15 protein-coding genes and 1 pseudogene are annotated in these 26,042 nt (G+C 37.3%); 15 read left to right on the forward strand and 1 reads right to left on the reverse strand.

What is annotated here, in order from left to right:
• Positions 1 to 188 precede the first annotated feature (188 nt).
• The 6 genes from ACRD7B_RS19555 (at position 189) to ACRD7B_RS19580 (ending at position 6,271) form a co-directional block, all read left to right on the forward strand.
• Complete coding sequence (locus ACRD7B_RS19555; protein WP_430826333.1) at positions 189 to 608, forward strand: thioredoxin family protein; 420 nt, start codon at positions 189 to 191, stop codon at positions 606 to 608.
• A 562-nt stretch (positions 609 to 1,170) separates the two neighbouring features.
• Entirely contained in the window at positions 1,171 to 2,226 is a 1,056-nt protein-coding gene (locus ACRD7B_RS19560; protein WP_430826334.1) for a substrate-binding domain-containing protein, read from the forward strand.
• Between the two features lie 241 nt (positions 2,227 to 2,467).
• Positions 2,468 to 3,490, forward strand: a complete 1,023-nt coding sequence (galE, locus tag ACRD7B_RS19565) for a UDP-glucose 4-epimerase GalE (protein WP_430826335.1) — start codon at positions 2,468 to 2,470, stop codon at positions 3,488 to 3,490.
• A 6-nt stretch (positions 3,491 to 3,496) separates the two neighbouring features.
• Positions 3,497 to 4,120: a carbohydrate-binding family 9-like protein gene (locus ACRD7B_RS19570; protein ID WP_430826336.1), complete on the forward strand. Its 624-nt coding sequence runs from the start codon at positions 3,497 to 3,499 to the stop codon at positions 4,118 to 4,120.
• A 42-nt stretch (positions 4,121 to 4,162) separates the two neighbouring features.
• On the forward strand, positions 4,163 to 5,254 hold the full coding sequence (locus tag ACRD7B_RS19575; protein ID WP_430826338.1) for a phosphotransferase enzyme family protein: 1,092 nt from the start codon (positions 4,163 to 4,165) through the stop codon (positions 5,252 to 5,254).
• A gap of 114 nt (positions 5,255 to 5,368) precedes the next feature.
• On the forward strand, positions 5,369 to 6,271 hold the full coding sequence (locus ACRD7B_RS19580) for a nucleotidyltransferase family protein (RefSeq protein WP_430826339.1): 903 nt from the start codon (positions 5,369 to 5,371) through the stop codon (positions 6,269 to 6,271).
• Positions 6,272 to 6,352: 81 nt separating this feature from the next.
• Here the strand turns inward: ACRD7B_RS19580 and ACRD7B_RS19585 are convergent, their stop codons facing one another.
• Positions 6,353 to 10,561: a hybrid sensor histidine kinase/response regulator transcription factor gene (locus ACRD7B_RS19585; protein WP_430826340.1), complete on the reverse strand. Its 4,209-nt coding sequence runs from the start codon at positions 10,559 to 10,561 to the stop codon at positions 6,353 to 6,355.
• A 357-nt stretch (positions 10,562 to 10,918) separates the two neighbouring features.
• On the opposite strand from ACRD7B_RS19585, the gene ACRD7B_RS19590 reads away from it, so the two are divergent.
• The 9 genes and pseudogenes from ACRD7B_RS19590 (at position 10,919) to ACRD7B_RS19630 (ending at position 25,993) form a co-directional block, all read left to right on the forward strand.
• Entirely contained in the window at positions 10,919 to 11,839 is a 921-nt protein-coding gene (locus ACRD7B_RS19590) for a discoidin domain-containing protein (RefSeq protein WP_430826341.1), read from the forward strand.
• Between the two features lie 26 nt (positions 11,840 to 11,865).
• Positions 11,866 to 14,868 (forward strand): SusC/RagA family TonB-linked outer membrane protein, encoded by a 3,003-nt coding sequence (locus tag ACRD7B_RS19595; RefSeq protein WP_430826342.1) that lies wholly within the window; start codon positions 11,866 to 11,868, stop codon positions 14,866 to 14,868.
• A 26-nt stretch (positions 14,869 to 14,894) separates the two neighbouring features.
• Positions 14,895 to 16,565, forward strand: a complete 1,671-nt coding sequence (locus ACRD7B_RS19600; protein WP_430826343.1) for a RagB/SusD family nutrient uptake outer membrane protein — start codon at positions 14,895 to 14,897, stop codon at positions 16,563 to 16,565.
• A gap of 126 nt (positions 16,566 to 16,691) precedes the next feature.
• Positions 16,692 to 18,182, forward strand: coding sequence for a Gfo/Idh/MocA family protein (locus tag ACRD7B_RS19605; RefSeq protein ID WP_430826344.1), 1,491 nt, complete (start codon positions 16,692 to 16,694; stop codon positions 18,180 to 18,182).
• A gap of 343 nt (positions 18,183 to 18,525) precedes the next feature.
• Complete coding sequence (locus tag ACRD7B_RS19610) at positions 18,526 to 20,076, forward strand: discoidin domain-containing protein (RefSeq protein WP_430826345.1); 1,551 nt, start codon at positions 18,526 to 18,528, stop codon at positions 20,074 to 20,076.
• 136 nt (positions 20,077 to 20,212) lie between these two features.
• Positions 20,213 to 21,538, forward strand: coding sequence for a DUF3472 domain-containing protein (locus ACRD7B_RS19615; protein WP_430826346.1), 1,326 nt, complete (start codon positions 20,213 to 20,215; stop codon positions 21,536 to 21,538).
• Between the two features lie 103 nt (positions 21,539 to 21,641).
• Entirely contained in the window at positions 21,642 to 24,827 is a 3,186-nt protein-coding gene (gene lacZ, locus ACRD7B_RS19620) for a beta-galactosidase, LacZ type (protein WP_430826347.1), read from the forward strand.
• Positions 24,828 to 24,932: 105 nt separating this feature from the next.
• Positions 24,933 to 25,339 (forward strand): annotated as a pseudogene (locus ACRD7B_RS19625) (DUF1016 N-terminal domain-containing protein); the annotation flags it as partial.
• Between the two features lie 42 nt (positions 25,340 to 25,381).
• On the forward strand, positions 25,382 to 25,993 hold the full coding sequence (locus ACRD7B_RS19630; protein ID WP_430826355.1) for a PDDEXK nuclease domain-containing protein: 612 nt from the start codon (positions 25,382 to 25,384) through the stop codon (positions 25,991 to 25,993).
• Positions 25,994 to 26,042: the final 49 nt, after the last annotated feature.

Raw genomic sequence — 26,042 nt, forward strand, 5'->3', positions numbered from 1 at the left:
GGTCTAATTTGAAATAAAAAACCAAACGCCCAATAAATGGGCGCTGTAGAAGAGAATTTTATGAATCCCGACTTTAGTCGGTTAATAGTGAAAAATAATGAAACGAGTCATGAGAATAAAATCCCTCACACGCGGATAAATACTTGCAGGCGAGTTTTATATGACAAATGAAAGTAAAATATAAACAGATGAAAAATTTAGTGATTGCATGTTTGTTATTTATAAGTTCGGGAGTATGTACTGCACAAGATAAAGGTGGTGTTATTTTCCAGGATATAAGTTTTGAACAGGCTTTTGATTTAGCAAAACAAGATGGGAAACAGGTGTTTGTGAAATATTCTACCAATGGTTGTGCACCATGTAAAATGATGGATGAGTCTGTATATACCGACACGAGTATTGCAGAGAAAATGAATAAGAATTTTATCTGTATAAAATTAGATCCCATTAAAGATAGAAGCCTGGAAAAAAGAGCCAGGGAAGTACATCAAATTAAAGGCTTTCCAACCATGCTATTTTTTGATGCAAAGGAAGCGCTGATTTTAAAAGCTACAGGAGGAAAGAGTATTGAAGAGTTTAAGCATATTCTTGATGATGTAATAAACTAATTGCTTTGGTATTTATATCGTTATCTACAGTCCAACTCCGTAACGGCATCATAACAACAAGCATTTTAATTTAGTTTAAAGTCATACTTAATTCAGATTAAACACACATTAAATTCACGATTTTGTGACTTTAAAGTGAATTTGATCTGATAATAATGTAAGTCAAATATGGAAATAAATGGGAGAAGTTCCCTAGTAGTTCCAATGCAGTATATACTAAAGTATTAGTGTCGAGTGACCTTAAGCCAAATGCTTTATATGATTCAGGAAATGTAGTTGTGTATAAAAGAAATGGAATTGCTTAATAGTTGACATTAATTGATTTGGTTTATCATTGGTGGTTAATTAGTCCGGTTGTTTGGTTTAGCAATCGGACTATTTTTTTTGATCGTTAGTCCTTTGTCTCCTATTCTGCCCGAAGTATTTGTTAAATGAACTCAAAAAGCGCTTGTTTTATTTGTGCACGAGCACAATGTGGCTTATTTTTGTTGAAGTACGCGAAGGGGTAGAGTTCATATAATTATACCTTTAATAGTGGTGATGAAACAAAGACTATTCAAAGATGGATACAAAGAAAACATCGTATACGATTAAGGAGATAGCCGAAATGGCACAGGTGTCGAGGGCAACAGTAGATAGAGTGATACATGGTAGAGGAACGGTTTCTAAAAAAGCATATGATAAGATTAAATACATCCTTGATAAGATCGATTACAAACCAAACATTGTAGCTCAAACCTTACGAAAAGGTGAGTTGTTCAAGGTAGCTGTACTAATGCCAGATAGCGACTTTGACGTTTATTGGAAACGTGCCATTGATGGCATTAATAAGGTGGTGGAAGAATTATCTTTTATTGGTGTAAGTGTCGATTTACATCTGTTTAATCCGTTTAAAGAAATAAGTTTTAACCATCATGCTAAGCAAATACTGAAAGGTGGCTATAGTGGAGTGTTGGTAGCGCCGGTTTTTTATTCCGAGGCTGTAGCGTTTTTGAATGAATGCAAAAAACTGAGCTTGCCTATGGTGACATTTAATACGCATATTAAAGATGATAATGTGCTGTGTCATGTTGGGCAAGATCTGGAAAAAAGCGGGCGAACAGCAGCAGCTTTGCTGGCTAAACTTTTAAAAGCGGGCGATGAGTATCTGCTTGTGCATATTGATGAGGATATCCATAATGCCAAACATATTCAGGAGAAGGAAGATGGTTTTTTAGACTATTTCTCTGAATCAGGAGGGCGAAATCCGAATATTCATACCTTGAAGATTGAGGACACTAAAGAACTTGAGAAAAGGTTGCTAGGTGTTTTAGACGATCATCCTGAAATAAAAGGGATTTTTGTGAGTACCTCAAAGGTTTATTATGTGGCCGAATTGGTTCATTCTTATAATTTAAACGTGCATGTGCTTGGCTACGATTTAATAAAAGAGAATGTGGACTTTTTAAATTCTGGGCACATCGATTTTATCATATACCAGAATCCTGGTTTACAGGCCAGCACTGCTATTTCCTTGCTCTTAGATCATTTGGCCTTCAAAAAAGAAATCCCCAAGCTGAAGTATTTACCAATCGAGATAGCTATAAAAGAAAATTACATGGACTACATAACTGACTAATTCAGTTTGTTATACCGTTCGTATTCGGTATTATCGGCTTATGCAGTCTTGTGTACGAGCCCTGTAATTTTCCACAATAGATTGTGTCTGGCGAAAATGCAAATAATCAAAGCTTTATGGTGTTCGATTAAGGTGCGTGTTTTGCATGAATTATTAATTTTATGCAAATTGTGCTCGTGCACAATTATAATTTTATTACATTTGTGGTGTATTATAAAATAGAAGAGAGGTAAAAACTAGCATGAGTAAAAAGATATTGGTTACAGGTGGCACAGGATACATCGGATCACATACGGTCGTTGAGTTGATTCAAGAGGGTTTTGAAGTGGTTATTATCGATGATCTGTCAAATTCTCAAGTTGAAGTGGTGGATCGTATAGCAGACATAACAGGTGTGAAACCAGGATTTGAGCAATTTAATTTATGTGATGAAGGTTTATTGTCCGATTTCTTTCAAAGGCACAACGACATTGTGGGCGTGATCCATTTTGCTGCATTCAAGGCAGTTGGTGAATCGGTAACAAAGCCATTAAAATACTATAGAAACAACCTTGTTTCGCTAATGAATGTGCTTGAAAGTTTGGACCACCTTTCCTTGAAGAATGTTGTATTTTCTTCATCGTGTACTGTGTATGGTCAGCCGGATAACTTACCTGTAACTGAAAATGCACCACTCAAACCTGCGGAGTCGCCCTATGGCAATACCAAAAAGGTTTGTGAAGAGATTTTGTTGGACGCTTGTTCGGCTGATATAGATCTTAATGTGATTTCACTGCGCTACTTTAATCCTGTGGGAGCACACGAAAGCGCCTTAATAGGAGAATTGCCCAAAGGAAAGCCGAATAACTTAATGCCATTTATTACTCAAACGGGGGCAGGTATTCTGCCTGAATTAAGTGTGTTTGGCGATGATTACGATACCGAAGATGGAACTGCCATACGCGATTATGTGCATGTGGTAGATTTGGCTAAGGCACACATTGCGGCAGTTAAGCATTTATTGAATATTTCTTCGGATAATAATTACCAGCATTATAACATCGGTACGGGCAATGGATACAGTGTGTTGGACTTAATCAAATCTTTTGAAAGACACACAGGGCAGAAGCTTCCTTATAAGATAGTTGGGCGCAGAGCTGGTGATATAGAAAAGATATATGCCGGAACAGCTTTAGCAAATGAGCGATTGAATTGGAGTGCCAAACTTGAGTTAGATGAAATGGTATCGTCAGCCTGGAAATGGCAAAAGACCTTAAAAAATTAATTGACCATGAATAGGATTATAGCTAAATACCTCGGGGGAATGGGGCGAAACAATGGGGATGATCTTGAAAAGAGCTATCCCATTATGATCGACAATTGGAATTATCCCATCGATTCAGAAGTCCATTTTGATATTGCGTATGATGAAGGCAATATTTATCTTAAATATATTGTTGAAGAATCAAATGTAAAGGCTGTTTATACCAATATAAATGAAGCTGTTTGGGAAGATAGTTGTGTTGAGTTTTTCATCTCGTTTGGCGATGAAAAGTATTACAATTTTGAGTTTAACTGTATAGGCAATGTGCTCGTTGGATATGGACCTAATAGGGACGAGCGTAAAGCAATCGATGTTGAATTGATTAAACAAATAAGGGTTGTACCATCTCTTGGTAAACAAAAAATTGAAATTGTTGATATTAAAACGGAATGGACATTAGATATTCAAATACCACTAGCAGCTTTTCAGTTTACTGATATTAAAAGTTTGAAGGGGCTTAGTACTCACTGTAACTTTTATAAATGTGGCGATAAGCAGGTAGTACCTCATTTCTTATCGTGGAACCCAATTAAAGCAGAACAGCCTAACTTCCATTTACCGCAGTACTTTGGAGAGGTGGTTTTTGAATAACAAAGCTTACCAGTATTAATGATATTAGAAAACATTTATAACATGGAAAATAACTTAAGATTTATTGCTTCTAACTTTCTCCTGGAAGGAGAAGTAAAGGAAATTAAGCCCTTAGGTGAAGGTTTTATTAACGATACTTTTATTGTTGAAACAGAAAGTAGTTCAACGCCTAATTATTTAATGCAGCGTAAAAACAAGAACATTTTTACCGATGTGCCAGCTATGATGGATAACATTGAGCGGGTATGTCAGCATTTAAAAGCTAAGGTGAAAGCTCAGGGCGGTGATCCAATGCGCGAGGCAATGACTGTTATAAAAACAAAGGAACAGGCATTGTATTTTAAAGATGCCGAGGGTGAATATTGGGCTGTCTGTTTGTTTATTACCGATAGTGTAACCTATGAAGCTGCTGATTCACCTGAATTAGCCTACGCGGGTGGTAAAGGAATTGGAAAATTCCAAAGTATGACTTCTGATTTTAAGGGGCAGTTAACAGATATTCTTCCGGGGTTCCATAATATCCGCTTCCGTTTTAAGCAGTGGGATGAAGTATTAAGTAAAGATCATGTAGGTAGAAAGAAGGAGCTAATGGCTGAGATTGACTGGATTGAAGGCAGAAGAGAAGAAATGCTAGAATTCTGGTCTAAAGTTGAGGATGGAACCATTCCTACCCGGGTAACGCATAACGATACAAAAATCAACAATATCCTTTTTGATGACAAAGGTGATGTGCTTTGTGTGATTGACTTAGATACGGTATTAAGTAGTACAGCATTAAACGATTTTGGTGATGCCATTCGTTCGTACACTAATACTGGGCTTGAAGATGATACCAATCTTGATAATGTGTCGATGGATATGGCTATTTTTAAGGCATATACTGAAGGTTACTTATCAGAGACCAAATCTTTCTTAAAGCCTGCGGAATTAGAATATTTGGCGTTTTCAGCCAAATACATTACCTACGAACAAGTATTGCGATTTTTAATGGATTACATTGATGGGGATAACTATTATAAAGTGAAATCGCCTGAGCATAATTTGGTTCGTACGCATGCACAATACAAGCTATTGCAAAGTATCGAGCAGCAGTATGGTCAAATGAAAGAAGTTGTTGCAGATGCAGTAAAATAAATTCTTGGTAGAGCGTTCAAAAAAAACTATGGAACGGTTCTTTATTGCAAGATACTAATAAAGAACCGTTCCGTTAATACATGAAAATTTCAAAACAGACCACTAAATAAAAAAATGAAACCAACATTATTAGTATTAGCCGCCGGAATGGGAAGTCGTTATGGCGGTTTAAAACAGATGGATCCTATTGGTCCATCAGGAGAAACAATTATTGATTATTCCATACACGATGCTATTGAGGCTGGATTTGGTAAGATTGTATTTGTGATCAGAGAAAGTTTTGAGACGGAATTTAAAGCTCTATTCAACGCCAAACTTGAAGGTAAACTAGAAGTTGCCTATGTCAATCAAGAATTGGAAAAAGTTCCGGATCAATGTAAATATAATTCAGAAAGAGAGAAGCCATGGGGGACAGGGCACGCTATTTTAATGGCCAAGGATTGTATTCAGGAGCCCTTTGCCGTTATCAATGCCGATGACTTTTATGGCAAAGAAGCCTTTGTTACAATAGCTAAGTTTTTGACTGAAGAATGTTCTGATAATACCTATGGGATGGTTGGTTATCAAATAAAGAATACCATTTCAGAAAATGGTTCTGTTTCCCGAGGTGTCTGTTCAACCGATAAAGATTCAAATTTATTGGATGTGATTGAACGCACGCATATCGAGAAAAAGGATGATGGTATTGCCTACAAGGAGACTGATGTTTGGACTTTTGTTAATGAAAACACAACGGTTTCGATGAACTTTTGGGGCTTTTCACCAAAAATATTTGAGCAACTAGAAGTGCAATTTATCGAATTCTTGGAAACTCAAGGGCAGGCCTTAAAATCTGAATTCTTTATTCCATCCGTGGTGAGTAAGGTTATTATGGATGAGATGGCGAGTGTAAAGGTTTTGAAATCAGAAGTACAGTGGTTTGGAGTAACCTATAAGGTTGATAAAGAAAAGGCAATAAATTCGGTGAGTGAGTTGGTAAACCAAGGTGTTTATCCATTGAAGTTATGGAGTGAATAAATAGGATAATTGATATGTATTTAAAAAGGTTTTGGCAGCATCGTCAAAACCTTTTTTGTTTTGTAATCAATTGTAGGTATTCTAATTTCTATACTTATTGATGTACTCTCTTGGTGAGTATTTAAATAATTGAGTGAAACACCTTGTGAAATAACTTGGGTCGCTAAAGCCCACCATGTATGCTATTTCATTAATTTTATATTCATCTTTGGCCAACAGCTCCGACGCCTTTCTAAGGCGTATCGATCTAATAAATTCCTGAATAGAGAGGTTAGTATTATCATGAATCTTGCGGTAGATGGTTGATCGACTCAAGTTGACTTCAGTGCAGAGTGACTTGACGTTAAAATCAAAATCTGATATGTTATCCTTAACTATTTCAGTTATTTGCTTTAATAGTTCCTGATCTTCTTCTTTGGATTTATCCACAAAACTGTCTCTCAGAAATTTTGATTGCAGTTCTATGCGGTAATCAATTTGCTTCTGTATTTTTAGTTTAAGAATTTGAAGATTAAATGGTTTTGTAATGTAGTCGTCTGCTCCTGATGATAATCCTTCCAATTGATATTTAATATCGGATAATGCAGTAAGAAGTATTAGGGGTATGTGGGTTGTTTTAATATCTGATTTTACTTTATTGCAAAGTTGAATACCATTCATGTCAGGTAGGTTGATATCACATAAAATGAGGTCGGGTTGGTGTTTATTAATCATTTCCAAGCCTTTTTCTGCTGACTCTGCTAATTCTACCTTGTAGTCGTTCGAAAGGGTATTAAAAAGGAAGTTAGCTAATGAGGTGTTGTCTTCAATAACCAATAGCTCCTGCTTGTTTGTATCTTCATTTTCATCTATTTTCTCCAATGCAACTGTTTCACTTTCATCAGAAATGAATACCTCATTTACAGAGTTGTTGGACTTTTTATTCTTACTGGCCTTATCCTTTAAATCTGATATTGGAAGGGAAATTGTGAATATCGTTTCTATGTTAGGTTCGCTACTCACAGCTATTTCTCCATTATGAAGATCAACAAATGATTTAACAATCGATAATCCAATACCATGACCTACGCTATTATGATTGTCTTTTTTATCCTGATAAAAGCGATTGAAAATATTACTTAGCTGGTCTTTTTCTATACCCACACCCGTGTCCGATACTTTAATAATTAAAATATTTTCTGATTGTAAGTCGAGCTGAACACTTATGTTACCACCTGCTTCAGTATTTTTAAAGGCATTCGACAGAAGATTCAATAAAATCATCTCCAGTTTTTTAGGATCAGCCCATATCGTAATTTCTTTATTGGAAAAAGAAGATTGAAGCGTGATGTTTTTCTTCCGGGAAAGATCCTCAAATAGAGAGGTGATGTGTTTGATAAAACTAATTGCATCAATTTGACTTACATCAAGTTTCATGTTATTGGTCTCTATTTTTCTGAAATCTAATAATTGTTGTATTAGAATCATCAATTTTGACGCATTTGTGTAAGCCGTTTTAAGTTGTTTAATTACCTGGTTTGAGTTGGTTTTTGAGAAGTTATCAATTATGTTCTGGAGAGGTGCTGTGATGAGTGTTAAAGGCGTTAGGAATTCGTGTGATATATCGGTAAAGAACTGTAATTTGGCACGATTGGCCTCTTCAACCTTATCACTCAATTCTTTTAAATTCTCGTTTTGTACTTTTATTTGTGAGTGTTGTTCGCTTAAGAGCTTGTTTTTATTCACAACCATGCTGTTGATTTTTAACAGTGCGTCGTTCTGTTTTTCTATTTGTAGCTTTTGCTCATTAAGGGTTTCTGTTTTTTTATTAACTCTTTCGGTTAAAATAAGATTTTGCCTTTTTATGTTGTAGGTTCTTAAAAATATGATGGTATAAACTAAAGCTATAATGCATAGTAGTAACAGTATAATGAACCATTTCGTTCTGTAAAATGGGGGAGGTATATTTATTATTATCGCCGTATATTCATCATTCCATACACCATCATTGTTCGAGCCCATCACCTTAAAAGTATATGTTCCGTGGGGGATGTTCGTGTATGATGCTATACGTCTTGATCCAGCGTTAATCCATTTTTTATCATAGCCTTCAAGAATGTATTTATATTGATTTTTGGATGACTGGCTGTAGGATAATGCGGCGTATTGAAAACTGAAAGTTGATTCGTCGTAATGCAGTGTAACTTCTTTGGTAAAACTAATGTCGTTTGTTAGGATGTCAGGATGTGTTTTGTGATTAATCGGTTCATATAAGATTTCCATACTTTCGATCATTACCTGAGGTATGTATGAATTGGCTTGTATGTTTTCCGGCTTAAAAACATTAAGACCGTTAATGCCGCCCAGATAAAAAACGCCGTCTTCACTTTCAAAGAAAGCATACATGTTAAACTCATTACTTTGCAGGCCATCCTGATAAGTATAGTGTTGAATTCTATCCGTTCTGGGTGAGTAGGTGGTTAGTCCATTGTTGGTAGTGCACCATATCCTACCTTCATCGTCTTCTAATATTCCATAAATTGTTTTTAGTAGGTGTTCGCTATTATCAGTAGGTCGACTTAGAGTTTCAGACGATTGATTATATTTAAACAAACCAGAACTGGTGCCAAGCCATATGGTTTGCGACTGTGATTCAATAATGGTATGTATCTCGGTAAAAAGTTTTGATTCACCATTGTGTTTTTCACTTGGGTATACTTGCGATAACTCCTCCGTGTGTCTGTCAAAAAGGTATAAAAATCCATCTCGAGAGCCTAGCATCAATTGCCCTTCGGCATTTTCAATCATGCTAATTATATAAGTTGGAAACGTTGTTTTGCTATCTCCCTTAGGCTTAATGAATTTAAATGACTCACTTTCAAGATCTAATTTTATTAATCCCACAACGCTTGAAAACCATATGGTACCATCAGAATCTGTAAGCGCTGTCAGGAAAGAAGACACTTTTTGGCCTGTTTGCTCTAGTATTTTGCTTGAAATTTTTTCAGTTGTACCATCCTTTTTTCGAAGAACAATTTCATGTTCATTTGAATAAAACAGTCCAGCATTTTTGTTGTACAATAAATCTCCAAAAGTTATGTCTACATGCTTTTTTGCCGAATTTTTTGATTCTGTTTTGAAAAAATCATTCTCCAGTTCAATTAGCCCCATGGGTGTATTCATCCAAATGGATTTATTATTATCCATACATATTGAATAAACATTATTGGCAATATGATCTGTTTCAGGATTGGAAAAGAAGTTGTTATATGTGGAAAAACGGTTGAAGTTTGGATCGAAATTATTGACCCCGCCTATAAATGTTCCAATCCATAATATACCGGCATTATCTTCAAATAAACAGACAGTTTCATTGTCGGAAAGTGAGTGTTTTTGATAGGGGTTATGAAAATGGTTAGTTATTTTTTCAGAGTGCTGTGAAAGGTAACTAAGCCCTGCCTTGGATGCAGTCCATACCTCACCTTTGTTCGTAATTAAAACATCGTTGAGCATGTTGGTTGGCAAGGCGCTGTTATCTGTACTGAAATGCTGAATGACTTTATCTGTCCTCGACTGGTATTTTATTAAACCATTGTTTTCTGTCGCGATGTAAATATTGCCTTTTAAATCAAATTTAAATGAGCGAATACTGGCATTACAAACAAGTTTATTCTTTACCTTTTTAATATTTCTTTCAATATCACCTTGGTTTAGGTCGATAACATAAAGTCCATTGCTTGTGCCTAACCAAAGCTGATTGTTAGAATCTTTCTGAATACATCTTATTCTTTTAACAGCTTCTTTTAGTTTAAAATTGATGGTTTTAAATGCATTGGTGTTTTGATCGAACAGAAACAGACCTTCAATCCCGGAAGCCACCCAAAGAGAGTCCTTACTTGAGGCATATATTTGATTTATTTCACCAAAAGTTACATTGGCTTTAGGGGAGAAGGCGGAATGATATTGTATGAACTGATCATTCTCTCGCTTGTAAGCAGAAATGCCAGATTTCTCTGAGCCAATCCAGAGTGTAGAATCAAAAGGATTGGAATATAAACAGGAAATGTCATTGCTGATTATTGAATTAGGATCTTTATGATCGTAACGATACTGTTTAATTTCGTAGCCATCGTATTGATTAAGCCCATCAGCAGTACCAAACCATAAATAACCATATTGGTCTTGCGCAATTGCCTTTACCGAAGATTGGGATAGTCCATCCTTTAAGGTGATTTGAGAAAAGCGGACATCAGCATGCTTTGGTGTGCAGAAAAGGAATAATAATAGAACTAGTACAAGACTTCGTTTCATATTAATTGAATCGTTGAAAGCGTTGAGGGCTTAAAAATACCAAAAAAAGTTGGCTTCGTCACTGTTTTACTTTATTCAAATCGGTAGTTGTAATGTGCTTATATGGCAATGAAAATAGGCCATTGAGCAATGAATCCTATTTTTAGAACGATCCGTCCTATAAAAAAACGCTCTGTCCTAGCATTAAGTTATAGATACCAAAGTATACACTTTTTAACTAATAGATTTGTCGTGTAGTCAATTATAGTATGATGCTTGGTTACCATTGATAATGATAGAATATAAAAGTAAGTATTGACTTACAATGTATGATATGTCCCATAATATTATTATTTATTTGATGAAAAATGAAAATCTATGAGAACACAAACAATTAATGCAAGCAAGTTGCCCGATGGTCGAAAGATAAGATCTTTGGGAGCATCTCTTTTTGCAGTTGCTTTGATGGTTTTATCATTAACCACAAGTTGCGAAAAAGATGATGAAGCTGGAAGTTTACCTACTACCGAGACTATTGAAGTTGCAGAAATATCTGATGTTGACGTTATTGTTAATGGAGAGGTTACTTCCAATGGAGGAACCAAGCTGTTGGCAATGGGTGTCTGTTGGATTCCAGGAAGTGTTGAGCCAACTGTCGATGATAATTTCGTGCCTGTTGGAGAGTACACGCAAAATGGCATTCTAGAGGAGGATTGGGATTATTCAATTAAATTGAGTGGTTTGTCAGCTGAAACAGAATACAGTGTTCGTTCATATGCAGCAAACTCTGCTGGTGTTTCTTACGGTGAAACGATTACTTTCATGACTAAAGCAGGTAAAACCTTACATGCTCTTACGGCAGATATGATTGAAACACATGTTCAGGAGCCTTATGAGGGGCCAAAGGAAGGTCTTGTGGATGGTGATCCGGGTACTTATTGGCACTCAGCGTGGTCGGTGGCTGGTGCAGAATTACCAGCGCATATTCAAATTAATTTTGATGAAGAAAAAAGTATTGGTGGATTTACGTTTATGACTCGTTTTAGTGGTGCAAACGGTAACGATCCTGGTCAGTTTGATGTGCAAACCAGTACTGATGGAATGAACTTTACAACCGTATGGGAGTCAGCTGAAATAATTGACGCCTTGGTGCAACCAAGTGTAAATGATATTGCACTTGATAAGAATTATACGTCAAAGTACTTCCGAATCAGAATTTTGAATACACGAAGCAGAACTGGAACTTGTACTCATATGGCAGAATTAGAAGTATTCGAAGATGGTTTATTGCCTTATTAATAGCTAACAAGATTAAACGATAAATAATGAAGTATATTAAATCAACAATGCTTCCTACTGGAAGTAATATTTATATAAATATGCTAAAACGGAATATGAAGTTTTTAAGCCTTTTTATCATCGTTTTACTATCAAGCTTTTATGCTAGTGCACAGACGCTAGAAGTGAGCGGTACTGTTATAGATGCTGAAACTCAGGAAGCTTTACCAGGTGTATCTATCGCGATTAAAGGCACAACCACTGGTACCATTACAGACTTTGATGGAAATTATAAACTCAATGTTAGTAACCAGGATGCTGTTTTATCCTTTTCGTTTATAGGTTATGAGATACATGAAGTAGCAGTAGCAGGCCAGTCTGTCGTTAATGTGTCTCTGGTTTCTGATATGACAAGTCTGGACGAGGTTATGGTAGTAGCTTATGGTACTATTAAAAAATCAAATCTAACTGGTTCTGCTGTTGCTTTGGATAATAAAGAACTTAAGGATGTGTTTACATCCAATGTTTCATCCATGATACAAGGTAAGGTTGCCGGTGTTTATGCTGCTTCCACAAGTGGTAGGCCGGGAGCTACTGCGGATATTACCATTCGTGGTAAGGGTTCTCTTTCGGGTCCAACAGCACCGCTTTGGGTAGTAGATGGAGTTATCTATGGCAATTTTGATCCTGGAATCAGTCCTACTGATGTGGAGAGTATTACAGTGCTCAAGGATGCATCTGCTACATCATTATACGGTTCTTTGGGTGCTAATGGTGTTATCTTAGTGCAGACCAAGACAGGTGATGGAGTATCAAAGATTAGTGTGAATGCGTCGCGTGGATACTCTAAATTTAATATGGGTAACTTTTCCCTGATGAATTCACAGGAATTGTATGACTATCAAAAGACTTGGAATCCAAATGTTTCTGAAGATGTTTTAGCAACCGATACAGATTGGCTTGAGAATGGAACGCAAACAGGAGTAGCTCAGGAGTATAATGTTAGTTATTCAGGGGGAGGCGAGAAAATTAGCACCTATTTATCTGGAACTTATTATGGGGAAACTGGTACTATTAAGGGTTATGATTATGACCGTTATTCAGCGCTTGGTAACATCAATATTAAGGCTACTGAAAAACTGTCAATCAGATTAAATCTTTCAGGTGATTACAGCACTACATACAACCAAGAACATTCGCTATATAATATGTATACATACATGCCATGGGATGAGCCCTACCTTCCAGATGGTTCTGTGTTGGATCCACGAACAGAAGCCGGAGAAGACTATCTGCTAGAGAATGGTAAAGTTTGGTATGGTCGTGATAATAATAATTATCTATACGATTTGCAGTATAACTTCGGGACTTCCCGTGGAAACAACTTCCGAATCAATTTGGGATTTGATTATAAGATTAACGATTGGTTAACTTTTTCCTCAATGAACAATATTGCACTTAATTTTGGTCAGAACGATTATTATACCGATCCGCGTTCATTCGCTGGTATGGCAAATAATGGTAGTTATTCTGAAACACATAGCTTTACTCAAAGACGCTTTACTAACCAGTTACTCCGTCTGCAAAGGGACTTTGGACTACATTCAGTAAATAGTTTTATAGCCTGGGAGTATAGCGATTTCTATACAGAGAATGCATCAGCAGCTGGAAAAGGTGTAGGTGGTGGATTGCAAGTGCTTAATACAACAGCAGAAGCATTAAGCGTTGGTGGTTACAAAGGTGAAAGTGCTAAACAAAACCTAATGGCGAACATTCAGTATGCCTATGACAATAAATATCTAGCTACAGCTTCATTTAGTCGTCAGGGATCAAGTAGCTTCGGCCCTAACAATAAATACGGTAACTTCTGGTCTGCCAGTGTAGGATGGAATGCGCACCACGAATATTTTATTAAAGAAATTAATTGGTTGAATGTGCTTAAGCTTTCTGCTAGTATGGGGCAAATTGGTAATGCACCAGGAGGATTCCAGTATCTTGGCTATTATGCTTTTGTTGATCAGTATAATGGAAAGGGAGCAGCTACACCATATCAGAAAGGTAATCCAGATATTAGCTGGGAAAAAGTAACCACTTACAATACGGCTATTAATGCACGTTTGTTTGATCGTGTTGGCTTGAATCTGGATTTATATTACAAGAATAGTGATGGTCTGTTGACTTATGTGCCATTAGCTGCAATGACTGGTTATAATGGCGTTTGGATGAACATTGGACAGGTTAGCAATAAAGGGTATGAATTAAGTATTTCACCGGAAATTATTAAAGGAAAGCGTTTCAGATGGGATATGACTATTAATCTGGCATACAATAAAAACCGTGTGGAAGAGTTGTATGATAATCAAGCTGTTAATCGTGGCAATAACCGATTTGAAGTGGGGTATGACATGGATTCATATTATCAGCGTGTATGGTACGGAGTGAATCCAAATAATGGAGATCCATTGTGGGAGAGAGTTGAAGAAGAAGTGGATGGAGAAGGAAATGTGATTGGCGAAACAATAAGTTTGACTTCGAATTATGCAGACGCAACACTTCAGTTCACAGGAACTAAAGGAACACCTAGCTATGTTGGAGGTATTTTTAATTCTTTCAGCTTTGACAATTTTACACTGTCTGCAAACATATCTTTTGTTGGAGACGTGTATAAGTATAACAGCAGCCGCGAGTTATTTGATAGTGATGGTTCGTACGTTGGATTCAATAATATGAATCTGATGGATGGCTGGAGTCGTTGGGAGAAGCCTGGTGATGTAGCTACGCACCCGAAACCTTATGACGGTGGTTTGAATGCCAATAAAGTGTCGTCACGTTATCTTGAAGATGCCAGTTTTATTCGTTTACGTAACGTGAACCTATCGTATACTATCCCGACAAATTTGGCGGAACGCTTGAAAATTAAGAATGCCTCGGTATATGTCAGTGCAGATAACCTGATTACCATTACCGATTGGTCAGGAGTAGATCCAGAAACAGGAGCATTGTATCCTATTTCGAAAAAGGTATTGTTTGGCGTAAGAGTAGATTTTTAACATTGAATCCTTTTTAAACTAAGAGTATGATAACTAAAAATATATATTCGATCATTATGATTTTGCTGGCATTTTCAATAACTGCCTGCGATATTACTAGAGAGCCCTTTCAGGATTTATCTGATGACAAAGTATTTGCTGATGAGTTGGGAATTGAAGCAGCGGCCTTGGGTACATATGCCCTACTGAAAAAGAATGGATTTATGCGACCTTACCATTTTCATGGCGAATTTGGAGGTGATAATATTGCACTAAGTGGGTCTACTACTGATAATTTGTTTTATATGTATAATTATCAGCATATCCCAACTAATGGACATTTGAATAGTTTATGGTCTACTTGTTACCAAGGAATAGTGAATGCCAACAAAGTGATTGCGAATGCTGAGCAAGGTACTCCTCGATTAAATCACGTGATCGGAGAAATGTACTATTTACGTTCATTCTTCTATTTGAATTTGGTATCCATCTGGGGAAGACCATATAATCAAGATCCAAATGGTAATATGGGGGTACCTATTATTTTGGATGCTGAGCCTGATGTGAATAGCCTTCCAGGAAGGGCAAGTGTTAAAGAGGTTTATGACCAGATTGTATCTGACTTAGAGGTCGCTGCTGAGTTAATGAGTGAGTTTAAACGTGTAGATAGTGAGTATCCAATTTATGCTTCAGAGCAGGCTGCTTATGCATTGTTATCACGAGTACACCTTTATATGGAAGAAAATGTAGAGGCAGCTGAGTACGCAACTAAAGTGATTGAATCTCGTAATTTCGAATTAATTACTGGAACAGCATATGAAACTTTCCCGACGATGGTACCCGAAGATAATTCAGAAGTAATCTTTGCCTGTCGTGCATTGAAAGATGAAGATGATTATGGTTGGTATGCCTTTGGAGGTATGTATGCTACCATTGATGGTGTTGGATGGGGAGAGATGTATGCCTCAGAACCTTATCGTAATTTGTTGGAAAAGAATCCAGGCGACCGCAGGAGCAAATTTATTGAGCCGCAGTATGTGGATGATGGAACTTATGAGTTGACTTATTCTTATGATAAAGCAGCACCAACGGGGGCAAGAATGTTTCAGATGTATAAAGTAACTGATAATGTTGGCACTTGGGAGTACGAATATAATGGTGGTACTCACGCTGTAATGACTGAGGAAGTGGATGGTGTAATGAAATATTACATTACCGAAGGCGAGCATATTAGTGAAAAGACTTATGTACGTGTTGATAAAACAATGAAAGTTCGTAATGGCTATCCTAAGTATTTTGTTCTTAAATGTTCGAATCAGGAAGGGCAACCACAATTGTTTTCGCCAATTATTTCACGTTTGGCAGAGATGTATTTGAATCGTGCGGAGGTGAAGGCTAAAGCTCTTGATGTGGATGGTGCACTGGACGATGTGAATGTAATAAGAGAACGCGCGGGTATACCAATATATACTGCTGTACCTGACGGGAAAACGATACTGGATGTTGTATTGGAAGAACGTCGTTTAGAGTTGGCTTTCGAAGCCCATCGTCGCTATGATATTTTCCGTAATGGATTGACATTGGATCGCAAATATCCTGGTACACATGATAAAGGATCTAATGCTTTGGTGACCATACCTGCTGATCATCTTCGAGTTGTTGACTATATTCCTGAAGCGCAGATTTTGGCGATGCCTAATCTAATTCAGAATCCATAGATAAATACGAATAAATAAAAGGCGATGTTTATCGTCGTCTTTTATTTTTTTAATAATAGACTTGGCCAATAATTAATTATTTTTATGGTCATTAATAAATTGAACAAACTAGTAAAATCAAAGTGTATGTCATCAAGTAGAAGGTCATTTTTAAAAAATATAGCAGTTGGAGCAGGTGTTGCTGCTGCCGCACCATTAGCCGGATGTAGTACAGGTTCGAGAAGTAAGGAAGCAGTTGCTTATATACGTGAGAATGCCGAACGAGTACCTAAGATGGAGTTTAACATGTGTGGATATGCCGCTCCTAAATTGGATAAGGTACGTATCGGTTTTGTTGGCATCGGCGATAGAGGTATCGGAGCAGTTGACCGTATGGGTTTTATTGAAGGAGTAGAAGTGACCGCTCTTTGTGATACACGTCAGGCTGCCATTGATGGTGCTCAGGCCTCACTGGTAAAAGCCGGATTGCCTAAAGCAAAAGAATTTACTGGAAGTGATACGTCTTTTAAAGCGCTTTGTGATAGTGGCTTGGTTGATTTAGTTTACATTGCTACTCCATGGGAATGGCATGTGCCTGTAGCTATTGCTGCAATGAAGGGTGGAAGTCATACTGCTGTTGAGGTATCTACAGCCAGAACCATGGACGAATGTTGGGAAATGGTTGAGGTGTCAGAGCAAACTAAAAAGCATTGTATAATTCTTGAAAACTGCTGTTACGATTTCTTCGAGTTGCTTACACTTAACATGGCACGTCAGGGAGCTTTTGGTGACTTGGTGCATGGTGAAGGTGCTTATATTCACGATTTGGATTATTGGCATTTTAATAAACCACAAGATGATAAACCACGTGGCGATGGTGCTTACGATAAGTTGTGGCGCTTGCACGAAAATACTCGTAAAGCCAACGTATATCCAACGCATGGTTTAGGACCTATCTGTCAGGCCATGGATATTAACCGTGGCGACCGAATGGATTATTTGACGGCTATGATGTCTGACGATTTTACTTTAGCTAATCGAATTAAAGAGCTGGCTCCAGAACGTCCCGATTTACAACAGTTTATTGGTAAGGAGATGCGCGGTAACATGGACATGCAAATGATACGTACCGTTAAGGGGCGTACCATGATGATTCAGCACGATATCAGTTCACCTCGTCCGTATTCACGTATACATATGTTGAGTGGAACCAAGTGTTTTGCTCAGAAGTGGCCGCTTCAGCACATTGCTTTTGGACATAATAAGGCTGATGATGCTAAAATGAAAGAGCTACAAGAGAAATATGCTCCGGAAATTATTACGCGTATTGGCGAGATGGCTAAACAAGTTGGTGGCCATGGAGGGATGGATTTTATGATGGATTGGCGATTAATCGACTGTCTGCGCAATGGACTTCCTATGGACATGGATGTGTATGATGCTGCCGCTTGGTCGTGCATTACGCCACTTAGTGAATGGTCCATAGCCAATGGTTCTAAGCCAATTGATATTCCTGATTTTACACGCGGTAAGTGGAAGACTAATAAGCCTCTTGAACTATCACTAAAAGGTGGCGGAACAACGGGTGTTCGTAATCTAAAGAAAGCGGACTCGGGCAAGCAATTGTCAGTAGATTAAGCTCCTTAAGAATAAACAATGGTAACTTAATTTCTAGTTACCATTGTATTTAACCTGAATTATTCATTAGGAATCATTTTTTTATGATGAACTAATGGATCCATGAAGGTTAACCCCGTCACGATAATTATCGTGATAGAAAATCACCATTTTGGTATTTTTACCAAATGGATGATTTGCTTTATCGTTATGCATTTAGGCTATTTTTTATTATTCGAATGCATAGTTTGGGTTTAAGTGCCTCTAAGTTGCGAAATCAAAAACAGACTTAATTCATTATTAAAGGTCTTAAGGTGTTAAGAATTTACACCTTCATTCTCTTAGTATATTTATGAAAGTAGATATGAGATCAATACTAATTAGTTTCATAATTATAACATTGGCGTTTTTCATGGCTTGTTCTTCCGATTCTCCATCACCAGAGGAAGGAAGGCAGAAAGAAGAAGATGTCAGTTATGAATCATCCGCAAAGTACAATTTAAACATTGTTTATTTCGTTCCCACTGATATTAGTGAAAGAAATGAATGGCATCGGCGATTAAGTGAGATTCTTCTTCATGGTCAGTCTTTTATTTTGAAGCATATGAACGAATATGGTTTTGGTAATATGACCGTAAATATGTTTGTTGATAAAACCTTGGGGCGTGTTAAAATTACCAAGATAAGCGGAGAACATGCAACGAGTTATTATCCCTATGAAGGTGGTGGTGTCAAGATGATCGAAGAGATAGAATCGTATTTTAATAGTCATCCATCAGAAAGAAATAGTGATCATACTTTAGTATTGATACCAGTCAAAAATCCGGATCCAGATAAGCGTGATATTCCCTATTATGGCTATGGGCGATACTGCTTTGCTTTAGATTATGACGATATGGACATAGCCTATCTAAAGGATGAGGATGAAAGAGGACAGAAAGCTACAACATACATTGGAGGACTTTTACATGAATTAGGGCATGCCCTTAATTTACCTCATAACAAACAAACTGTTTCGGACGATAACAACCCTAATAAAGGTACAGCTTTGATGGGCAGTGGTAATTATACCTATGGCAAATACCCAACATATCTGACAAAAGCGAGTTGTGCCATATTAAATAATTGCCAGGTTGTAAGTGATAGTGAGTCAATTGTTTTCTACCAAGGAGCTTCGTTAGAGGTGGAAGGTATTCAGTCTAGATATGAAGGTGGTGATTTAGTAGTATCGGGTTCTATTGAAACGAATACGCCGGTAAGTCATGTTAATTTTTACAATGACCCGGCTACTGACAATGCCGATTATGATGCAGTTTCCTGGTGTGTTGAGGTTATTAATAATGCCTTTGAAGTGAGAATGCCTGTTAATGATTTATTTCTAAAAGGAAATACTCCTTATGTACTTCGGCAGCGGTTTTTACATGAAAATGGAGAGATTTCAACTTTTTCTTATGCCTATGAATTCATAGATAATGAGTTATTTATTGAATTTGGAGACAAGGACTATCTGGACAGAAGTCAATGGGCAGTAATCGATTTTAGTTCGGAAGAACAAAATGAAAAGGCGGCTTATGTACTTGATGGTGATAAGCAAACATTTTGGCATTCAAGATGGTCAACTAATGTAGCGTCATACCCTCACTACCTCTCCATTGATATGGGGCAGATCCAATCGCTTAATGGCTTTACTTTTGTGCAACGCGATGGCATGAGAAAAGTAAAGGATATAGAGATATTCATTAGTTCAGATAGTCAAACCTGGGAAAGTAAAGGAAATTTTGTGCTCAAAAACATTAATACTGCACACCACGTGGTTTTAGAGGAAGCCTGTAGTTGCAGATATTTTAAAGTGGTTGCCAAATCGGCTTTTGATCAGGAGCAGTTTGCTGCAATGGCTGAAATAATGTGTTTTTAGTAATAAGTAAGATTAATTGATAAAACGCTCTTAACCTGATCTTTATGTGATCATATAAGGCAATGGTAGATTTTTTAAAGTAATAGTCCGGACCTAATAATTATTGAGGTGTCGGAGTTTATAAAGAAATATAATCATGAAATATATAAATTGGTTTCAGAATTTAGTTTTTGCAGCTATGTGTATAGTATACATTGGCTGCACAGGTTGTAGTAAAGATGATGATCCGGAACAAATTAAAGTACCGGAGATGAATATTAAAGTACCTGTTGGAGGAAATGCCTGGGTAGTTGATGATCCTTTTAAAGGAGGTCATTTAATTTCCGACGAGGGATTACAATCATGGACAAGTAAAGGTGATAAAATCAGAGTATATTTTAAATTGCCCAAGGCTGGTGAGCTAAATGTTGGTTTGCTATCGAAAGTACAAAAGGGCACTTCAACCATTAAGTGTACTGTTGATGGGAAAAGCATCGAAAAGGAAGTGGATAATACATCTTTAAAAACCAATTACATCGGAACGTTTGAGGTTTCCGAAGCCGGATATCATTTTGTAGAGCTTGAAGGTGTCTCAAGAGAAGAAGGTGTTTTTGCTGATATAACTGAGGTAAAATTAGGGGGCGAAGCATGTAATGGAAAAATGTACTTTGTAAATGAGGAGTATTATTGGGGGCGTAGAGGACCGTCGGTACATTTAGGATACGAGGTTCCGAGTGCAGCTTCCAATGTTGAATATTTTTACAATGAAGTAACAGTCCCAGAAGGGCAAGATGTGATTGGTTCGTATTACATGGCCAATGGTTTTGGCGAAGGCTATTTTGGCATACAGGTTAATTCCGAATCAGAGCGTAGAGTTTTGTTTTCGGTATGGAGTCCTTTTGAAACCGATGATCCAAGTTCAATTCCTGAGGATGAAAAAATCATTCTTGTTAAAAAGGGAGAAGGTGTTTCTACCGGCGAATTCGGGAATGAAGGATCGGGTGGACAGAGTTTTCTAAGGTATAATTGGATTACGGGCAATACCTATCAGTTTTTATTGAAAGGCAAACCTTTAGCTGATGGTTATACACAATATACTGCTTGGTTCAAAGGACCGGAACTTCAGGACTGGAGATTAATCGCCAGTTTCAAGCGACCTAAAACACAAACGTGGTTAACTAACCAATATTCATTTTTAGAGAATTTTCATACCGAAACTGGTGCCATTTCGCGCATGGCTAAATACAATAATCAGTGGGTGCGCGATACTAATGGAGATTGGTTTGAAATGACAAAAGCGAAATTTACGGCCGATGCTACTGCTCGAAAAGAGTCACGTATGGATTATGCCGGAGGTGTTTCAGATGGTATTTTCTTTATGAAGAATTGTGGTTTCTTTAATGAAACAACTCCTATTGATAGTCACCATATGCGCACAGAGTTGGGTGTAGAGCCAGTAATTGATTTTGATAATTTGCCTTAAAATAGTTAAGTTAAATATGTTTCTTAATAATCCTCGTTAGGTGCTTCTGTACTTATCGAGGATTATGTGTAAATTTCAACCAGGTCTGAATAATTGCAAAATCATGAAGATAATAAAGAATAGATTTTCCCTTAGCGTAATAATAAGTGCACTTTTAACTATAAGTCAAATAACAGTGTTGGCTCAAACTGATCATAAACAGGATTGGGAAAACCCATTGATGTTTAATCAGAATAAAGAAGCTCCACATGCTTCTTTTATGTCATTTTCTAATATTGAGAAAGCTTTGGGAGCTAAACACCAGGCTTCGGTATTTTACAAAAGCTTAAATGGAACATGGAAATTCAACTGGGTACGGAAGCCAGCTGATCGCCCCATGGAGTTTTACAAACCAACTTTTGATGTAAGCGCGTGGGACAACATTAAAGTACCTTCCAACTGGGAAGTGGAAGGTTATGGAGTACCCATTTATGTAAATCACCAATATGAGTTTGCCGACTATAAGGCGCCGGTCTCTGACGAAATAAAATTTACAGATAAAATCTATCCATCAAATCCCGGACAAGTTCCGCATGACTATAATCCGGTGGGATCGTATCGACGCACTTTCACCGTGCCTGAAAGTTGGGATGGCCGTAAGGTATTTATTCAGTTTGGTGCAGTTAAGTCGGCCTTTTACATTTGGGTAAATGGTCAAAAAGTAGGCTACAGCCAGGGAAGTAAAACCGAAGCCGAGTGGGACATCACCAAGTATATGCAAAAAGGAGAAAATACCTTAGCTGTTGAGGTTTATCGTTGGAGCGATGGCTCTTACCTGGAATGTCAGGATTTTTGGCGCATCAGTGGCATTGAGCGCGATGTGTTTATTTATTCAACACCCAAAGTGCGCATCCGCGATTTCTTTGTACAGGGCGATTTATATCAATCATATACCGATGGCCTATTAAAGTTGGATGTGGATTTGAAGAATCATGTAAAGAATTTAAAATCGGGGAATTATAAGCTGAGTTATTACTTGTACGATCGCAATAGGAATTTGGTAGCTGAAGAAACTGTTAAGGCTGATATTCATAAAAAAGAAAACCTTAAACTATCTTTTGAAAAGGAAATTGAGACGCCTTTAAAATGGACGGCCGAAACACCTAATTTATACACGCTTGTTATTGGCATAGCAGATTCTAAAGGTAACACCGAGTTTGTTTCCACTAAAGTTGGGTTCAGAAAAGTAGAGATAATTGATGATTTATTTTATGTCAACGGTGTTCAGGTACTGATAAAAGGAGTGAATCGACACGAGCACAATCAACATACTGGTCACGTGGTGAATGAGGTGGATATGTTGCATGAGATTAAACTCATGAAGCAATTTAATATCAATGCCGTTCGTAATTCGCATTATCCAACTCACCCAAGGTTTTATGAGTTGTGCAATGAGCATGGTCTTTATGTAACTGACGAAGCCAATATTGAGTCGCACGGTATGTATTATGGTGAGCATTCTTTGGCAAAAAATCCAGAATGGAAAGAGGCACACCTGGATCGTAATATCCGAATGGTGGAGCGCAGTAAAAATCATCCATGCATCATTGTTTGGTCAATGGGCAACGAAGCCGGTGATGGTGAAAATTTCACTGCCGTTTATAAATGGATAAAAGAGCGTGATGCATCTCGACCCGTTCATTACGAGCGAGCCATAATGGGAGAGAATACGGATTTGTTTTGCCCACAATACCCGGGAGTAAAGTACCTCAAAAAGTATGCGTCTAAGCACCAGACTAAACCGATGATTATTAGCGAATATTCGCATGCCATGGGCAATAGTACGGGTAATCTTGTTGATTTGTGGGATGTTATTCATAATCGCGAAAACAAACAGTTGCAAGGTGGTTACATCTGGGACTGGATTGATCAGGGGCTATTGGAGCACGATGCTGAAGCACGACCTTATTGGACTTATGGTGGTGACTATGGTGAGGATATGCCCTCTGATAATAACTTCGTGATTAATGGAATTATTTTACCCGACTATACGCCACAACCAGCCATGTGGGAGGTGAAATATGCCTACCAATATGTACGATTCAATCAGGACAAATTGGCTGCTAATCAGGTTCGAATTATAAATTATCATGATTTCATTTCATTGGACGCCTACGATATTCGCTGGAGTTTATCGGCCAATGGCAAAGAAATTTACTATGGTCTATTCGATGTAGCATTAGAACCACATGAAAGCAAGGTGGTAGAAATACCTGTACCCGCAGTTCAGGGGCAGATAGATACAGAGTACTTTATAGACATATCCGTTCGCTTAAAACAAGCCACATCTCTTTTAGAAGAAGGGCATGAAGTGGCTCATGAGCAGTTTGAATACCTTGTGCCTGTTCATCCGATTGCCTCTCCAGAGTATATGGCTGAAGTTGAAACTTCAGAATCGGAAAAGGAAATTATTGTGAGTGCAGATAATTTTACCATCACATTTGATAAAACAGAAGGAACAATCAGTGCCTGGGAAGTGAATGGCAAAAGTCTCATTCAGAAAGGGCCTGCTATTAATTTTTGGCGAGCACCTAATGATAACGATAAGGGGAGCCGGATGATTGAACGACTTGGTGTTTGGCGTGAAGCTGGTCGGAATACTATAGTGAATTCTATAATTCTTGATGAGATATCTAAAAATAATGCGACAGTAAGGGTTGAATATGGTTTAAGTGAAGTTGGGGCGATTCAAAAAGTGGTTTATAAGATAAATGGTAATGGGACGATTAATGTTAAAACTAATATTGAATTAGGGTATGAAGACTTACCCGATTTGCCACGATTTGGAATGCGTATGGAATTACCAGTGTGCTTCGATAACTTGAAATACTTTGGCCGCGGACCATATGAGAATTACTGCGATAGAAACAGAGGTGCTTTTATTGGACTTTATAAGAGTAAAGTTGAATACCAATATTTCCCCTATGTACGACCACAGGAGAATGGCTATAAGACTGATGTGCGTTGGTTTGAGTTAAGAAATGATGACGGCTGGGGAATAAAGATTAGTAGTGTACCTACACTTGGATTCTCTGCCCTGCATAACCCTCTTGAGGATTTTGATCAGGAAACACATGAAGAGCACAAACATATTAACGACATTAATAAGAAAAATGGTGTATTTGTGAACTTTGACTTAAAACAAATGGGAGTTGCGGGCGATAATTCGTGGGGAGCAACGCCTTATAAAGAATACACCCTTCCAGCTCAGAATTATGAATTTAGTTTTAGTTTAGAACCAGTGTTTTAGAAAGAGTAAAGGCTGAGTTTAGTTAAATATTTGTAAATGTGAGAAAATAACTTGCCAAATAAGAAATTAACCCGATAATTTTATCTTTGAGGTAAATACTAGAAGATGGATTTAATTCAAAATACGAACGAATATAAAAAGTGGATTGAGGAATTAAAATCAGAGATTCAGAAGTCTCAGATTAAAGCGGCTATTTCTGTGAATCAGGCACTTTTGGATTTATATTGGAGGATTGGAAAAGCAATTTCGGAGAAAATAAATGAAGGAAATTGGGGAACGTCGGTTGTGGAAAATGCATCGAAGGATTTAAGAATTTATTTTCCAAATCAGCGAGGATTTTCTCGTTCGAATCTTTTCTCGATGAGAAAATGGTATGATTTTTACACAAAATCAAGACTTGAGATTGAAAAAGTCCAGCAACTTGTTGGACAAATTCCATGGGGCATAATGTGTTGATTATCACAAAGGCTGATACTATAGAAGAAGCTGTTTTTTATATTAACAAAACAATTGAAAATAATTGGTCTCGGGCAGTTTTGGAGCATCAGATCGATTTGAATTTTTATAAACGTTCAGGAAAAGCAATAACAAATTTCAATACTACATTACCAGAACCACAATCAGAATTAGCGATAGAGACACTGAAAGATCCATACAAATTTGATTTTCTGACTTTAAAAGAAAAGGCACTAGAGAAAGACATTGAGGAACAACTAGTAAAGCATATCACATCATTTCTTCTTGAACTTGGAGGTGGTTTTTCTTTTGTTGGGAGACAAGTTCCTGTAAAAATTGACGGCGAAGACTTCTTTATTGACTTACTATTCTATCATATCAAATTGAAATGTTATGTGGTTGTCGAATTGAAATCCGTAAAATTCAGAGCAGAATATGCAGGGAAAATGAATATGTACCTTTCTGCGGTTGACGATTTAATGAAAAGTGAAAGTGAAAATCCAACGATAGGATTACTTCTTTGTAAAAGTAAATCGGAAGTGATAGCAGAGTATGCACTACGAGGAATCTCTCAACCAATTGGGGTTGCAGAATATGAAATTGTAAAATCTATACCATCTGACTTAAAGCCTGAGTTGCCAACTGTAGAAGAGATAGAACAAGAATTGGCTTCAACAATGTATAAAAATAATAACCGTGATGATGAGTAAATTAAACGTCAAAGATTTGCTTCAACTGAAATGTAATTTGACACGTATG

It is taken from the genome of Carboxylicivirga fragile (assembly GCF_050589805.1).
In the GTDB taxonomy this organism is placed as follows: Bacteria; Bacteroidota; Bacteroidia; order Bacteroidales; family Marinilabiliaceae; genus Carboxylicivirga; species Carboxylicivirga fragile.